At 65.5% G+C, this 14,637-nt stretch carries 16 protein-coding genes; 4 read left to right on the forward strand and 12 right to left on the reverse strand.

The features are described 5' to 3' along the window. Position 1: 1 nt before the first annotated feature. The 7 genes from PQU89_RS09825 to cyaY form a co-directional block, all read right to left on the reverse strand. Positions 2-667, reverse strand: a complete 666-nt coding sequence (locus PQU89_RS09825) for an ABC transporter permease subunit (RefSeq protein WP_272765653.1) — start codon at positions 665-667, stop codon at positions 2-4. Further along, on the reverse strand, positions 667-1,410 hold the full coding sequence (locus PQU89_RS09830; RefSeq protein WP_272765654.1) for an amino acid ABC transporter permease: 744 nt from the start codon (positions 1,408-1,410) through the stop codon (positions 667-669). The genes PQU89_RS09825 and PQU89_RS09830 overlap by 1 nt, the downstream gene beginning before the upstream one ends. A gap of 130 nt (positions 1,411-1,540) precedes the next feature. After that, positions 1,541-2,440 carry a glutamate/aspartate ABC transporter substrate-binding protein gene (locus PQU89_RS09835; RefSeq protein ID WP_272765655.1) on the reverse strand — a complete coding sequence of 300 codons (900 nt, stop codon included), beginning with the start codon at positions 2,438-2,440 and terminating at the stop codon, positions 1,541-1,543. A 104-nt stretch (positions 2,441-2,544) separates the two neighbouring features. Next, positions 2,545-3,279: an amino acid ABC transporter ATP-binding protein gene (locus PQU89_RS09840; protein ID WP_189375634.1), complete on the reverse strand. Its 735-nt coding sequence runs from the start codon at positions 3,277-3,279 to the stop codon at positions 2,545-2,547. A gap of 113 nt (positions 3,280-3,392) precedes the next feature. Further along, positions 3,393-4,175 (reverse strand): 16S rRNA (adenine(1518)-N(6)/adenine(1519)-N(6))-dimethyltransferase RsmA, encoded by a 783-nt coding sequence (rsmA, locus tag PQU89_RS09845; RefSeq protein ID WP_047967719.1) that lies wholly within the window; start codon positions 4,173-4,175, stop codon positions 3,393-3,395. Between the two features lie 187 nt (positions 4,176-4,362). Then, the gene (locus PQU89_RS09850) at positions 4,363-4,773 is read right to left on the reverse strand and encodes a YqaA family protein (protein ID WP_272765656.1); all 411 of its coding nucleotides are present in this window, start codon (positions 4,771-4,773) and stop codon (positions 4,363-4,365) included. After that, the gene (gene cyaY / locus PQU89_RS09855) at positions 4,774-5,091 is read right to left on the reverse strand and encodes an iron donor protein CyaY (protein ID WP_272756271.1); all 318 of its coding nucleotides are present in this window, start codon (positions 5,089-5,091) and stop codon (positions 4,774-4,776) included. 88 nt (positions 5,092-5,179) lie between these two features. On the opposite strand from cyaY, the gene lptM reads away from it, so the two are divergent. Further along, positions 5,180-5,290, forward strand: coding sequence for an LPS translocon maturation chaperone LptM (lptM, locus tag PQU89_RS09860; RefSeq protein ID WP_189375630.1), 111 nt, complete (start codon positions 5,180-5,182; stop codon positions 5,288-5,290). Beyond that, positions 5,287-5,775 (forward strand): GNAT family N-acetyltransferase, encoded by a 489-nt coding sequence (locus PQU89_RS09865; RefSeq protein ID WP_272765657.1) that lies wholly within the window; start codon positions 5,287-5,289, stop codon positions 5,773-5,775. The genes lptM and PQU89_RS09865 overlap by 4 nt, the downstream gene beginning before the upstream one ends. 31 nt (positions 5,776-5,806) lie before the next feature. Here PQU89_RS09865 and PQU89_RS09870 read toward each other — a convergent pair whose 3' ends face one another. The 4 genes from PQU89_RS09870 to PQU89_RS09885 form a co-directional block, all read right to left on the reverse strand. Continuing rightward, positions 5,807-7,579 carry a GGDEF domain-containing protein gene (locus PQU89_RS09870; RefSeq protein WP_272765658.1) on the reverse strand — a complete coding sequence of 591 codons (1,773 nt, stop codon included), beginning with the start codon at positions 7,577-7,579 and terminating at the stop codon, positions 5,807-5,809. Positions 7,580-7,755: 176 nt separating this feature from the next. Further along, positions 7,756-8,205: a MarR family transcriptional regulator gene (locus PQU89_RS09875; protein WP_272765659.1), complete on the reverse strand. Its 450-nt coding sequence runs from the start codon at positions 8,203-8,205 to the stop codon at positions 7,756-7,758. 89 nt (positions 8,206-8,294) lie between these two features. Beyond that, on the reverse strand, positions 8,295-8,717 hold the full coding sequence (locus PQU89_RS09880; protein WP_272765660.1) for a DUF488 family protein, N3 subclade: 423 nt from the start codon (positions 8,715-8,717) through the stop codon (positions 8,295-8,297). A gap of 11 nt (positions 8,718-8,728) precedes the next feature. Further along, on the reverse strand, positions 8,729-9,292 hold the full coding sequence (locus tag PQU89_RS09885) for a YIP1 family protein (protein ID WP_272765661.1): 564 nt from the start codon (positions 9,290-9,292) through the stop codon (positions 8,729-8,731). 246 nt (positions 9,293-9,538) lie between these two features. On the opposite strand from PQU89_RS09885, the gene PQU89_RS09890 reads away from it, so the two are divergent. Next, positions 9,539-9,769: a hypothetical protein gene (locus PQU89_RS09890; protein WP_272765662.1), complete on the forward strand. Its 231-nt coding sequence runs from the start codon at positions 9,539-9,541 to the stop codon at positions 9,767-9,769. A 59-nt stretch (positions 9,770-9,828) separates the two neighbouring features. On the opposite strand, the gene PQU89_RS09895 is transcribed toward PQU89_RS09890, so the two are convergent. Continuing rightward, positions 9,829-13,323, reverse strand: a complete 3,495-nt coding sequence (locus tag PQU89_RS09895) for an indolepyruvate ferredoxin oxidoreductase family protein (RefSeq protein ID WP_272765663.1) — start codon at positions 13,321-13,323, stop codon at positions 9,829-9,831. A 372-nt stretch (positions 13,324-13,695) separates the two neighbouring features. On the opposite strand from PQU89_RS09895, the gene rarD reads away from it, so the two are divergent. Beyond that, complete coding sequence (gene rarD, locus PQU89_RS09900) at positions 13,696-14,604, forward strand: EamA family transporter RarD (RefSeq protein WP_272765664.1); 909 nt, start codon at positions 13,696-13,698, stop codon at positions 14,602-14,604. Positions 14,605-14,637: the final 33 nt, after the last annotated feature.

Genomic DNA, 14,637 nt, shown 5'->3' on the forward strand with positions numbered 1-14,637 from the left:
CTCATACTGCCAACCTCTTCTGCAGACGCTTCACCAGAGTGGACGCGCCGAAACTGATAACAAAGTACACCGCACCGGCAAAAATCAGGAACTCGTGCGATTGCCCCATGATGTCGCCGCGCGCGCGCGCGGCATTGAGGAAGTCGATCAAACCGACTGCATACACCAGCGAGGTGTCCTGGAACAGGATGATGGTCTGCTGCAGCAGCAGCGGGGTCATCTTGCGGAACGCCTGCGGCAGGATGATCAGGCGCATCGCCTGGCTGTAGGTCATGCCCACGGCGTAGGCGGCGTTGATCTGCCCCTTGGAGATCGACTGGATACCGGCGCGCACGATCTCGCAGTAGTAGGCCGCCTCAAACATCACGAACGCCACCAGGCAGGAGGTGAAGGCGCCGACGGCGATGAACTCGCCGGTGATCCAGTTCAGGATCATCGGCACCGCCAGGTAGAACCAGGTGATCACCAGCAGCAGCGGGATGGAGCGGAAGTAGTTGACGTAGGCCTTGGCGAAACCGGACAGCACCGCGCTGTTGGACATGCGCGCCAGTGCCAGCACGGTACCGAGGGCGATGCCGCCCGCGACCGCCAGCAACAGCAGCTGCAGCGTCAGTTTCATGCCGTCCCACAGGCTGGGCAACGACGGGATAATCTGGCTGAAATCCATTATTTGGCCCCTCCCATCATGCCGGGAATGCGCACTTTCTTCTCCACCAGGCTCATCAGCGTCATCAGGCTCATGTTGAGCACGAAGTAGATCACCGTAGCGAGGGTAAACGCTTCAAAGATGTTGGCACTGAATTCCGCGGTCTGCTTGGTCTGCGCCAGCAGCTCCATCAGGCCGATCAGCGACGCCACCGAGGAGTTCTTGAAGATGTTGAGGAACTCGCTGGTGAGCGGCGGGATGATGATGCGGAACGCCTGCGGCAGCAGCACGTGGCGATAGGTCTGCCCGATGCTGAAACCGACCGCCAGCGCGGCGGCACTCTGGCCCTTGGGTAGCGCCTGGATGCCGGTACGCACCTGCTCGCACACCCGCGCCGCGGTAAACAGCGCCAGACACACCACCACCGAAACATAGGCCGAGGTCGCCGGGTTCAGGTCCTGTTTGAACCAGATCTGCAGCGGCTCCGGCAGATAGTCCGGCACCACGAAATACCACATGAACAGCTGCACCAGCAGCGGCACGTTGCGGAACAGCTCGACATAGGCGGTGGCAATCGCCGGCAGCACCTTGCCCGGCAGGGTGCGCATCACGCCCAGCACCGACCCCAGCAGCAGGGCGATGATCCAGGCCAGCAGCGCCACCGCGATGGTCCAGCCCAGACCGGAGACGAACCAGTCCAGGTAGATTTCGCTGCCGATGCCTGTGGACTTGAAGAAGATGTTCCAGTCCCAGTTGTAATTCATTGACTTCTCCAAAAGAAAAGGGGCGCCAGCAGCGCCCCTCCGGGAGCGGGTTTCCGGGCGTTGCCGCCCGGTCCCGGTCTCGTTTCACGCTTGCTTCAGAAAACCCGCTCCGTCATTACCAACAAGCTGCTTACATTTCCTCGGCAGACTTGTCTGTCGGCTTGGCCACCAGCGCCTTGAACTCGTCGGACATCGGGAAGTTCAGGTTCAGGCCTTTTGGCGGTACCGGTGCCATGAACCACTTGCTGTAGATCTTGTTCACTTCGCCGGACTTGAAGGTGGCCTTGATCGCGTCGTCGACCACTTTCTTGAAGGCGGCATCTTCCTTGCGCAGCATGCAGCCGTAGATTTCGAACGACTGCGGCTTGCCGGTCACGACCCAGTTGCCCGGGTTCTTGGCCTTGGCCATTTCGCCGTACAGCAGCGCATCGTCCATCATGAAGGCGACGGCACGGCCCGATTCCAGCATCAGGAACGATTCGCCGTGGTCCTTGGCGGAGATGATGTTCATGCCCATCTGCTTCTCGGCGTTCATCGCCTTCAGCAGACGCTCGGAAGTGGTACCGGCGGTGGTCACCACGTTCTTGCCCTTCAGGTCCGGGAAGTCCTTGACGCCGGAAGTCTTGGCGGTCATCAGGCGGGTACCGATCTCGAAGATGCCGACGGAGAAGGCAACCTGCTTCTGGCGCTCCAGGTTGTTGGTGGTGGAGCCGCACTCCAGGTCCACGGTGCCGTTCTGTACCAGCGGGATGCGGGTCTGCGAGGTCACCAGGTTGTAGCGCACTTGCAGGTTAGGCATCTTCAGCTGTTTCTTGACCGCCTCGACTACCTTCAGCTGCAGGTCGTGCGAGTAACCGATCGGCTTGGTCGGATCGTTCGCCAGGTAGGAGAACGGGATCGAGGCATCACGGTGACCGAGCACGATCACGCCGGAGCTCTTGATCTTGTCCAGGGTGCCTTCGGCCATGGCCGGGGCGGCAAAGGCGGAAGCGATGACAGCAGTAGTCAGCAGACGAGTCGTAAAACGCATTGGTTTCTCCATTTTCTCTTGGGTTTTGCTGCTTTTATCAAGCCGTACCGGCTAGGTATGGCCCGGAAACCTGGCACCGCCACTGCGGCAGTGCCGGCAGGCAATCAGCTCATCGGGGTGAGCAATTGCCGTAAAAACTGTTGTGCCCGTTCGTGTTGCGGGTTCTTGAAAAACTCTTCCGGCGGCGCCTGTTCCACGATCTTGCCGTGGTCGATGAACACCACCCGGTCGGCCACTTCGCGGGCAAAGCCCATTTCGTGGGTGACCACCATCATGGTCATGCCGGATTCGGCCAGATCCTTCATCACCTTCAGTACTTCGCCGATCATCTCCGGGTCCAGCGCGGAGGTCGGTTCGTCGAACAGCATCACCCGCGGTTCCATCGCCAGGCCGCGGGCGATGGCCACGCGTTGCTGCTGGCCGCCGGACAGCTGCGCCGGGAAGGCATCCTTCTTGTGGGCGAGGCCGACCCGCTCCAGCAGCGCCACCGCCTGCTTGTCGGCGGCAGCCTTGTCCATGCCCTTGACCTTGATCGGCGACAGCGTGATGTTGTCCAGTACCGACAGGTGCGGGTAGAGGTTGAAGTGCTGGAACACGAAACCGACTTCGGCGCGCAGCGCGTTGAGATCGGTTTTCGGATCGGCGACGTTCTTGCCATCGACCCAGATCTCGCCCTCGTTGATGCTTTCCAGCTGGTTCACGGTGCGGATCATGGTCGACTTGCCGGAGCCGGACGGCCCGCACACCACCACCACTTCACCCTGCGCCACCTGCAGGTCAATCCCGTTCAGTACGTGCAAGTCCTTGAACCACTTGTGGACATTGTTGAAACGAATCATCGCTTTTCCTTTAATTCCTGTGACAGCCAGCATCGTGGTGCGGCACGGTCCGCATCATTCAATACGGATTGTGCTGCGGCCAACCTGGTACAGCAAGCCGCAGCGCAACATGGTCAGCCGCGCGCGGCGGCCAGATGGTTGGCCAGCGCCACATACTGCTGCACGCTCAGCGTCTCGGCACGGGCGGCCGGGTCGATACCCAGCGACTGCAAGGCCTCGTCGCTGATCACGCCCTTGAGGTTGTTGCGCAAGGTCTTGCGCCGCTGGCCAAAGGCCTGCGCCACGATCTCTTCCAGCAGCGCCTCGTCGGTTGCCACGCCGCAGCGACCGGCATCAGGAATCATCCTTACCACCGCGGAATCCACTTTCGGTGGCGGGTAGAATGCACCCGGCGGTACCAGCAAGATCTGTTCCATGTCGAAACGGTACTGCAACATCACTGTCAGACGACCGTAATCCGGCGTCGACGGCGCCGCCACCATGCGGTCGACCACCTCTTTTTGCAGCATGAAATGCATGTCGGTGACCCGGTTGCCGTAGCAGGCGAGGTGGAACAGCAGCGGGGTGGAAATGTTGTACGGCAGGTTGCCGACCAGCTTGAACGGACCGTCGCAGACGCTGCCGAAATCGAAGGCCAGCGCGTCGCCCTCGTGGATGGTCAGCCGCTTGGGCGAGATCTCGCCGCGCAGGCGGCTGATGATGTCGCGGTCGATCTCCACCACATGCAGATGGTCTAGACGCTGCAGCAGCGGCTTGGTCAACGCACCGAGGCCGGGGCCGATCTCGATCACCACATCGCCCGGCTGGGCACCGACGGCGCTGACGATGTCCTCGATCACCTTGCTGTCCTGCAGGAAGTTCTGGCCGAAGCGCTTGCGCGGAATGTGTTTGCTCATTGCTACTTTCTGGATGAAAAACGGCGACAGGCTCGGCCGGCGATGGCGGGCAAATACTGTCGCACAAAGATAAAGTTCTAACTCAAGCATAGCGGCGATCGTGCCGCGCGCCAGTACAACGCCATGGTGATGTCGCAGCCGGCATGGCGTCCGGAAATCCGGACAGCGACCGGCCGGCGCGTACGCCTCACCGGATAACGCCCAGCATTCCCCACGCCAGCAAGGCGTAACGACTGGCCTTGCCCAGCGTAATCCACAGCACGCAGGGCCAGAACGCCAGCCGCAACCAGCCGGCGGCCAGCGGCAGCGCATCGCCGGCCAGCGGCACCCAGCTCAGCCACAGCGCCGCCGGGCCGAAACGGGCGAACCACGCCGCCGCTCGCGGCGGCAGCGGCCTGGGCGGCGCGCAGCGCCCCAACCACAGGCTGCTGACGCTGCCCAGCGCATTGGCGGCGGTGGCGACCAGCAGCGCCGGCCACAACAGCTCCGGCCGCTGCAGCAGCAAGGCGCCCAGCGCCAGCTCGGAATTGCCCGGCAGCACGGTGGCGGACAGGAATGCCGACGCCGCCAGGCCGCCCAGCAGCAGCCAGCTACTCACTCAGACGGCAAACACGAAGTCGCAGCCGGCGGCGTGGCCGACCACCGCCGACAACGTGGTGCCGAACTCCTTGCCGTCACGCGCCGCCAGCCACTGGCCGTCGCGCAGCGCGAAATGGAAACCGCCGCTCTTGGCCGCGATCCACAGTTCCTGGTTCGGCACGTGGCGGTTGACCACCACCTTCTCGCCGCTGTCGAACTCGATTTCCAGCACATTCCCCATCCTCAGGCAGTCCAGATCCAGCTCCGCCTCATCCAGTGCTGCTTCGATGCGCGTGAAAATACCGTCGGTGAGGGTCAGGAATTCGCTTTCAGTCATGGAAAAGTCCTAAAGGTTGGCCGCATGGCTTGGGGTGGGAGGCTCGCGCCTGTTAGACTGCGATTTTGCCATAGCTACCGGATTCCGTATGCGTACTGCGCTGATGTTTGTCCTTGTCGCCACCGTTGTCACCGCCTGCGGCTTCAAGGGTCCGCTGTATCTGCCCGCCCCGGCCGGCCAGCAGCAGACCGCGCCGTGAGCGCACTGCAACTGCGTGCGGCCAACCTTGCCGACGCCGGCGACTGCCTGCTGCTGGCACGGCTGACCGATGCCTACGCCCGCGATGCGATGGGTGGTGGCGAGGGGCTGACGCCCGCGCGCCAGCAACAGCTGGCGCAGGCACTGGGTGGTCATCCCGGCCTGTTCGCGCTGATCGCGGAGCAGGGCGACGAGGCGGTCGGCCACGCACTGTGCGTGCTGGGCTTTTCCAGCTTTTACGCGGCGCCGGTGTGCAATCTGCATGATTTGTCGGTGCTGTCCGCCGCGCGCGGCCAGGGCGTGGGGCGCCTGCTGCTGCAGGCCGTGGCCAGCGCCGCCGCCCAGCGCGGTTGCGCCAAGCTGACGCTGGAAGTACGCGACGACAACGCGGTGGGGCGCACGCTGTACCACAGTGAAGGCTTTGCCGAGGCCGGCCTCGGCGGCACCCACTACCGGCTGCTGGAAAAGGTGCTGACTCCGGCCTGACCCGTAGCGGCGCCCGCGCCGTGACCGCCGGCTACAGCGCCGGCGCCACCTCCAGCCGGTTGCGACCCTTGTGCTTGGCCTGGTACAGCGCCAGGTCGGCGGCGCGCAGCGTGCGCTCCCAGTCCTGCGGCTGGTTCTGCCACGCCATGCCGAGGCTGGTGGTGACGTGCAGCAGCGGGTGCAGCGTGCTCCAGTCGTAGTCCATCAGCGCCAGCCGCAGGCGCTCGCAGGTCGCCACCGCCGCCTCCTGCGACGTCTCCATCAGCAGCAGCACGAACTCCTCGCCGCCATAGCGCACCACCAGATCGACCGAACGGGTGTGCAGCACCACCAGCTGCGCCACCTTGCGCAGGGTGTCGTCGCCGACGGCGTGACCGAAGCGGTCGTTGATCGACTTGAAGTAGTCCAGATCCAGCACCACCACCGCCATGCCGTCAAAGCCGCCCTGCAACTGCGCCAGCCGCTCCGGGCCTTCGCGGTCGAGGCAGCGGCGGTTGCCGACCCCGGTCAGTGCGTCGACCAGCACCGCCTGTTCCAGCTCGCTCATGCGCGCCTCGGCCACCGATTTTTCTGCCTCCAGCCGCACCGCGCGCAGACGCTCGTGCTCGGCCTTCAGCCGTTCGCGCTCGGTTTCCAGCCGCGCGCTGGTGATTTCCAGCTCCTTGCGGATCGCCCAGCCCTGGGTGCTGCTGCGCTTGTCGGCCAGCGACTGTTCCAGCTGGCGCAACCGCTCCAGCTGCCGCAGCGCCGGCTCGAACTGGCCGCCGTCCTTGTACACGCGGTACAGCGCCTCGTGCGCCAGCACCCGCATCTCGTATTCGATCTGCTCGGCCGGCAGCGCCAGCACCCGCTTCAGCACCGCGATCGCCGCCGGCAGCTGCCCGGTACGGTGCAGGATGATCGCCTCCGCCAGGTCGGCACGGTGCTGCAACGCGGCGAAGTCGCCACACCGCGCCAGCTCGCGGCCCTGCGCCAGCTCGGTCAGCGCCTCGTCGTAGCATGCGAGATCGGTGAGGATTTCCGCCAGATTGATGATGGCGCTGGCTTGCAGGTGCGGGTTGTCCGTCGTGGTCGACAGCGTCGCCGCCTGCTGGAAATAATCCAGCGACTGCGCCAGCAGTGCCGCGGCGCCGGCCTGGGCCAGGGACTGCGCCAGCTGGCCGGCGGTGCGGTAGCTGGAGCCGAGATTGTTGATCGCACTGAACAGCGCGATGAGATGGCCGTGCTGCACCGCCAGCTCGCGCGCCTGCTGCAACAGCGCCACGCTTTGCTCCAGATCGCCGACCGCGCTGAAGGTGCACAGCCCGGCGCGGTTCAGCGCCCAGCTCAGCATCAGCGGCTGCTGGCAGAGGCGGGCGGCGCTCAGCGCCTCCAGCGCGTACTTCAGGCCGTCGTGCGCCAGCCCCAGCTCATTGCAGGCCATCGCCACCGTGCACAGCACCTCGGCGCGGGCGGCGGCATCGGCGGGCCGCTCCAGCAGCGACGCCGCTTCCAGCCCCGGCGGAATGGCGTCGGCCAGCTGGCCGAGGCGGAAACGGTGCAGCGCCAGCAGGGCCAGTGCCTCGCTGCGCAGGTGCTCGAAGCCATGTTCGCCGGCCAGTTGCAGCGCCGTTTCCGCCGCCTGCAAACCGTGATGGTGCCGACCGCTGCTGCCGGCTTCGCGCGCGGTGCGCAACAAGCGCAACAGGGCCTGGCGCTGCGATCCCGTGCTGCCGGCCGTAGTCGCCGCGGCAAGCACGGTGGTCGCCGGCTGGCGGCGACGCGATGCGTGCGCCGGGTCACGGGATTTGTCAGCACCAATCATAAAAACCACCGGGGATTCAGATGGCTGAATTTATATACCGATTTATGGCGAGGGCGTAGCAGAAGGTTGGCCGCAATGACGGATTGGCAGCGGCAACGTGCAAAAAACAACAATCGCAGCGCAACAAGCGGCACCGTCATGACGGCCGGATTGGCGCGGCGACGAGCGTTGCCGCCTCAGTCCGGCACCAGGCTCTGCGCCGCCTGCAGCAGCAGGTCCAGCGACAGGCTGCCGCTGCTCTGGCGCAGCGCCAGCAGCTCGTCGCGGTGCGCGCGCGCCAGCTGCTGCACCAGCTCCTCGCCCTTCGGCGCCAGGCTGATCTCGACACAGCGGCGGTCTTCGCGTCCCGGATTGCGCACGATCAGCTGCTGCGCCTCGCAACGGCTGACCAGGCCGACCACGCTGTGGTGGTGCGACTGCAGCCGCTGCGCCAGCTCCGCCACCGTCGCCCAGTCGCGCCCGGGGTAGCCGCGTAGTTGCAGCAGCAGCTGGTACTGCAGCGGGGTGATGCCGTTGCTCTGCGCCAGCTCCTCGCTGAAACGCAGGAACAGGCGCAGCCGGTAGCGGAAATCGGCCAGACGCTCGAAGTCGTCCTTGGACAGCGGAGTCGGAGGGGAAGGGTTCATCGTGGCAATACCAGGCAACAAGCCCGCCAGCGTAGCAGATTTCCGTACCGCCGCCGTGGCGGCGCGTTCGGGCGATGCCGTCGCCATGCTCAGTGCGACCGGCCGGCGTAGCACACCGGCGAGCTGCGCTGCGCGGCGTCCTGCCAGTAGCTCTGCGCCGCCAGGCGAGCCTCGAGGAAGCGCGCCAGCGCACGCACCGGGTTGAGCAGGCCGTCCTCGCCGTCGTACAGCAGCACCACACCGCCCGCGGCGGCGGCCTGCAGCAGCGCCTGCCAGCGCGGCGGGTTGGCGGCCAGATCGGCCCAGTAGGTGTCGCAGAACAGCGCGTAGCGCAGCGGGTCACGGCGCAGCCAGGCCAGCAGCCCCGGCGCCGGCAGCGCGCGCGGCAGCCACTGTGCCCGCGGCAGGCTGCCGCGCGGCAGCGCCGCCGGCCAGCGCGCGGCGAGCAGGAACACGTTGTCGCGTTGCGCCGGACACTGGCTGGCCGGCAACAGCTGGATGGCGGAACTCATCTCTGGCGCCCTCATAGCAGTGGTACCGCGATCAGCGCCACCAGCACCGCCCACAACAGGGCGCCGACGGTGAACACGGTGTAGGCCAGCGACTCGGTGCGCACCGAGTCCTCATGCTCGAACAGCGCATCCAGCCCGTGATAGATCAGCAGTCCGGAAGCCAGCAGCCCGAGCAGGCCGATCGCCATATTGAAGAACGGCAGCGGCACCAGCAGCGACAGCGCCGACAGCCAGATCGGCAGCGGAGCCAGCGCTGCCAGCCGGTAGCAGTCGGCGTACGGCGGCCGCACCTCGGCGTGCACTGCCAGCCGGATGAAGCTGGCCATCAGATGCACACTGAACCAGTTCAGCAGCAGGAACAGCACGATCACCGCCTGCCACTGTGCCAGCGGCACCTGCGGCGCGTACACCTCGCCGTTGAAATAGGCGGCATACAGCAGCATGGCGGCGGCGAACAACGAGGCCGGCAGCACGATGCGGAAAAAGGACCGGGCGGTCGAGGCATGGTGGTTGGCGATTTCGTCCCAGCCGTGATGCGAGGACAGCAACATGCGAAGCGGGGTAAGCGGGGTCATGGTGACACTCCTTGCTGACGTGACGGACGGGCACGACAGGGCGCGTCCTCTTCTGAAATATATCGTATTACGATATAAATACAAGGCGCCAGAAGACGTAGTCGTGCCTTATCCCGGTGCAGGACGCCACCTGCTGCACCGCAGCACCGCAGCACCGCAGCACAGCCAGCGGTGGCAAGGCTCATGCCGGTCTGATCCTGGCACGGCTTTTGCATTGCAACAGCACTGTCCCGATGGAGTCTTGCCATGCAATCCCTGTTTGCCAGCAGCAGCAAACCCCCGGTTACCAGCGACGCGGTGGTGTTCAATTACCAGCGCCCGACCCGCGCGCGGCTGATCGCGCTGGGCACCGGCGGCCGGCTGTGGCTGGTGGAAGCGTTCGACCCGCTGCACAAGGTGTGGGTGTGGCAGGACGAGAGCAACAATATGGAGCAGGCGGTGGAAGGCGCGCGCCGGCTGAGCCTGTTTCCGTCCTGAGCCGGCGCCATAAAAAAAGCGGGCCAGCGGCCCGCTCAAACACCCTCAAACATTGCCCGTTACGCCACTGCACCCTTGCCGGTGTGCGGTAACGCCTCGAACGCCTGCCGCAGTTCTGCCAGCTTGCCACGGGCGCTGGCGAGGCCGGCGTCCTTGACATGGCCGAAGCCGCGAATGCCTTCGTACTGCTTGACCATCTCGGTGGCGGTGGCCAGGTTGGCCGCGGTCAGCTTGCCGCACAACTCGTCCACCAGCGTCTCGAACTCGCCGATCAGCACACGTTCCAGCTTGCGGTCGGCCTGGTAGCCGAACGGATCTAGCGCGGTGCCGCGCAGGCTCTTGAAGCGGGCGATAACGCCCATCGCCTTCAGCGCCCACTGGCCGAGGTTGATCTTGCGCGGCTGGTGGCCGGTCATCCAGCTGGCGCCGAAGTGGAAGGTCAGCTTCAGCTCGCCGTCGAACTGCGCCGCCAGCTCGCGCTGGAACACGCCGTCGCTGTACAAGCGCGCCACTTCGTACTCGTCCTTGTAGGCCAGCAGGTGGTAGTAGTTCTTCGCCACTGCCAGTGCCAGCGCGCTGCTGCCAGGATGGGCCTGCTCTTCGGCGGCCTGCACTTTTGCCACCAGCGCCTTGTAACGGGCGGCCAGTTTTTCGTCCTGATAGGCCACCAACTCCTTGCTGCGGTGATGCAGCACGCCGTCCACGGTTTCACGTGGAACGAATTGCACCACCGCCGATGGCGACACCAGCGTTTCCACGCGCTGCAGGTCGTGCGCGGCGTGGCGGCCCCAGGTAAAGGCATCCTGGTTGAACTTCACCGCGGCGCCGTTCAGCTCCACCGCCGCCATGATCGCTTCCAGCGATACCGGCACCAGCCCCTGCTGCCAGGCGTAGCCGAGCATGAACATGTTGGCGGCAATGCCGTCGCCCATCAGCGCGGTGGCGATGCGGGTGGCGTTGACCTCGGCAAAGTGGCTGCCGCCAACCGATTCGATGATCGCGTCCTTCATCGCCCGCGCCGGGAAACGCACGTCCGGGTTCTTCAGGAAGGCGCTGGTCGGCGATTCGTAGCTGTTGACCACCACGTGGCTGAAGCCCTCGCGCATCTTGGCCAGCGCTTCCTCGGCGGCGGTCACCACCAGGTCGCAGCCCAGCACCAGATTGGCGTCGCCGGCGGCGATACGCACCGCGTGCAGCTTGTCCTGGCTGTCGGCGATACGCACGTGCGACCACACCGAACCACCTTTCTGCGCCAGGCCGGCCATGTCCAGCACGGTGATGCCCTTGTTGTCGAGGTGGGCGGCCATCGCCAGCACCTGGCCGATGGTGACCACGCCGGTGCCACCGACGCCGGTAATCATGATGCCGTACGGCTCGTGCAGCGCCGGCAGCCGTGGTTCCGGCAGCGTGCTCATGCTGTCGAGGCCGGTCTTGTTGCCGCTGGACTTTTTCAGCTTGGCGCCGGAGACGCTGACAAAGCTGGGGCAGAAGCCCTCGACGCAGCTGTAGTCCTTGTTGCAGCTGCTCTGGTCGATCTTGCGCTTGCGGCCGAGCGCGGTTTCCACCGGCAGCACCGACAGGCAGCCGGATTTCTTGCTGCAGTCGCCACAGCCCTCGCACACGCGCTCGTTGATGAAGATGCGGCGGTCCGGGTCCGGGAATTCGCCACGCTTGCGACGGCGGCGCTTCTCGGCGGCACAGGTCTGGTCGTGGATCAGGATGGTGACGCCTTCCAGCTCGCGCAGCTCTTTCTGGATGCGGTCCAGCTCGCGGCGGTGGAACACTTCCACCCCCGGCGCCAGGCCTTCCTTCAGCCCGTGCGCGGTGCGGTACTTGTCCGGATCGTCGCTGGTAATCACGATGCGGCCAACCCCTTCGGCGTGCACCTGACGGGTGATCATCGGCACGTCCAGGTAGCCGTCGACGTGCTGGCCGCCGGTCATTGCCACCGCGTCGTTGTACAGGATCTTGTAAGTAATGTTCACCTTGCCGGCCACTGCGGCGCGGATCGCCAGCAGGCCGGAGTGGAAGTAGGTGCCGTCACCGAGGTTGGTAAAGATGTGCTTGGTGGTGGTGAACGGCGCCTGGCCCAGCCAGGTGATGCCTTCACCGCCCATCTGGGTGAAGGTCTTGGTGCTGTCGCCCTCGATCCAGTGCGCCATGTAGTGGCAGCCGATGCCGGCCACCGCGCGGCTGCCTTCCGGCACCTTGGTCGACGTATTGTGCGGACAGCCGGAGCAGTAGTGCGGAATGCGGTTGATCGCCTCGCGCGGCTGCACCAGCTGCGCTTCCTTGTCGTCGTAGAACTTCAAGCGGTCGTGGATCACCGGGCTGTCGAAGATGTTGGCCAGCCGGCTGGCGATGGCGCGCGCGATCATCGCCGGGGTCAGCTCGCCGGCGGCCGGCAGCAGCCAGTCGCCGTGCGGCAGCGCCCATTCGCCTTTTTCGGCAAACTTGCCCACCACGCGCGGGCGCACGTCGTCGCGCCAGTTGTACAGCTGTTCCTTCAACTGGTATTCGATGATCTGGCGTTTTTCCTCGATCACCAGGATCTCGTCCAGCCCCTGCGCGAATTCGCGCACGCCTTCCGGCTCCAGCGGCCACACCATGCCCACCTTGAAGATGCGCAGGCCGATATCGGCGGCCAGCGCCTCGTCGATGCCTAGGTCGTTCAGCGCCTGCATCACGTCGAGATAGGATTTGCCACAGGTGATGATGCCCAAGCGCGCCTTCGGCGAATCCAGCGTCACGTGGTTCAGCTTGTTGACGCGCGCGTAGGCCAGCGCCGCGTACAGGCGGTGGTGCAGCACGCGCTTTTCCTGCGCCAGCGGGGTGTCCGGCCAGCGGATGGACAGGCCGTCGGCCGGCAGCGGAAAGTCGTCGGGAATCACGCAGTTGACACGATCCGGGCTGATGTCGACCACTGCCGAGCTTTCGATGGTGTCGGTGATCGCCTTGATCGACACCCAGCAGCCGGAGTAGCGGCTCATCGCCCAGCCGTGCAGGCCATAGTCGATCACCTCCTGCACCCCGGACGGCGACAGCACCGGGATCATGCTGGCGGCCAGGATGTGGTCGGACTGGTGCGGGAAGGTGGAGGATTTGGCGGCGTGGTCGTCGCCGCAAATCAGCAGTACGCCGCCGTGCTTGCTGGTGCCGGCCACGTTGCCGTGCTTGATCACGTCGCCGGAGCGGTCCACGCCCGGGCCCTTGCCGTACCACATGGCGTACACGCCTTCGTACTTGGCGCCGTCGAACATGTTGACCTGCTGCGTGCCCCATACCGCGGTGGCGGCCAGATCTTCGTTGAGGCCGGGGTGAAACACCACATTGTGCGCCTTGAGGTATTTCTCCGCCTTCTGCATGTTCTGGTCGACGTTACCCAGCGGCGAGCCGCGGTAGCCGGTGACGTAGCCGGCGGTATTGAGGCCGGCGGCGCGGTCGCGCTCCTGCTGCATCATCGGCAGGCGCACCAGCGCCTGGATGCCGTTCAGCAATACCTGTCCGGTAGCTGCCGTGTATTTGTCTTCCAGTGCGACATGGCGAATCGACATGGTTTCTCCTCCATCATTCTGTGCTTGTGGCAACGGGGCGAGGCCGGCCTTGTGAGCGGCGCTTGCTGGCAATCTCTATCTCTAGTTGTAGCGCCTGTGGCGTCTTTTTGTGGCGGTGGCCGGCGCACGCAGGTGGCGGCGCGGCACAGGGCGCAGACTAGGTGACGTAAACGTAAACGTCAACATAATTGTCGTTTCACCGCAGCAGGTGCGGCTTATGTGCCAGTGCAGCATGCGCGGCCGCCGCCGGGCGCAGAACACAGCGTTTCGCCCCCGCCATTGAGTAGACCAGCGGCGGGCGGTAGAGTGCACCCTTGACCCTGCCGCCACCGGCCACAAGCCGGCCTGCGGCCAACCTTTGCGGTGCCTCCCATGTCTACCTCCCGTCAGGAAACCTCGCGCGGCGTGCTGTATGCCGTCGGTGCCTTTTTCATCTGGGGCCTGTTCCCGCTGTACTGGAAGCTGCTGCACGACGTGCCGGCGTTGCAGATCCTGTGCCACCGCATCGTGTGGTCGGCCGTGTTCGTGGCACTGATCCTGCTACTGCAGCGCAACTGGGGCTGGCTGGCCGACAGCGTGCGCGACACCCGCCGCCTCGGCATCTTTGCGCTGTCCTCGCTGCTGCTGTCGCTGAACTGGCTAATCTACATCTGGGCGGTCAACGACGGCCGCGTGGTGGAAGCCAGCCTCGGCTACTTCATCAATCCACTGGTCAACGTGCTGCTGGGGCGCTTCTTCCTCGGCGAGCGGCTGACGCGGCCGCAGGCCAGCGCCGTCGGCCTCGCCACCCTCGGCGTGGCGTGGATCACCATCGGCGTCGGCAGCCTGCCGTGGGTGGCGCTGGGGCTGGCCGGCTCCTTCGGCGTCTACGGCCTGCTGCGCAAGCAGGCGTCGCTACCGTCACTGGAAGGGCTGGCGCTGGAAACCTTCCTGATGCTGCCGCTGGCGGCGGCCGCGCTGCTGTGGTTCGAGATCAGCGGCAACGGCGGCTTCGGCCACCTCGGCCTCGCGACCGACCTGCTGCTGGTCGGCGGCGGCATCGTCACCGCCATCCCGCTGCTGCTGTTCGCCAGCGGCGCGCGGCGGCTGAAGCTGGCCACCGTCGGCCTGATCCAGTACCTCGGCCCGACCATCCAGCTGCTGCTGGGCGTGCTGCTGTACCAGGAGCCGTTCGGCCCGGAACGCGCCGTCGGCTTCGCGCTGATCTGGAGCGGGCTGGCGCTGTACTCCGGCGCCGGGCTGCTCAGCTACTGGAAGCAACGCCGCCTGCAGCAGGCGTAAGCAGGCGCAGGGCAAGGAACATGCGGCCAACCT

It is taken from the genome of Vogesella indigofera, assembly GCF_028548395.1.
Taxonomy (GTDB): domain Bacteria; phylum Pseudomonadota; class Gammaproteobacteria; order Burkholderiales; family Chromobacteriaceae; genus Vogesella; species Vogesella indigofera_A.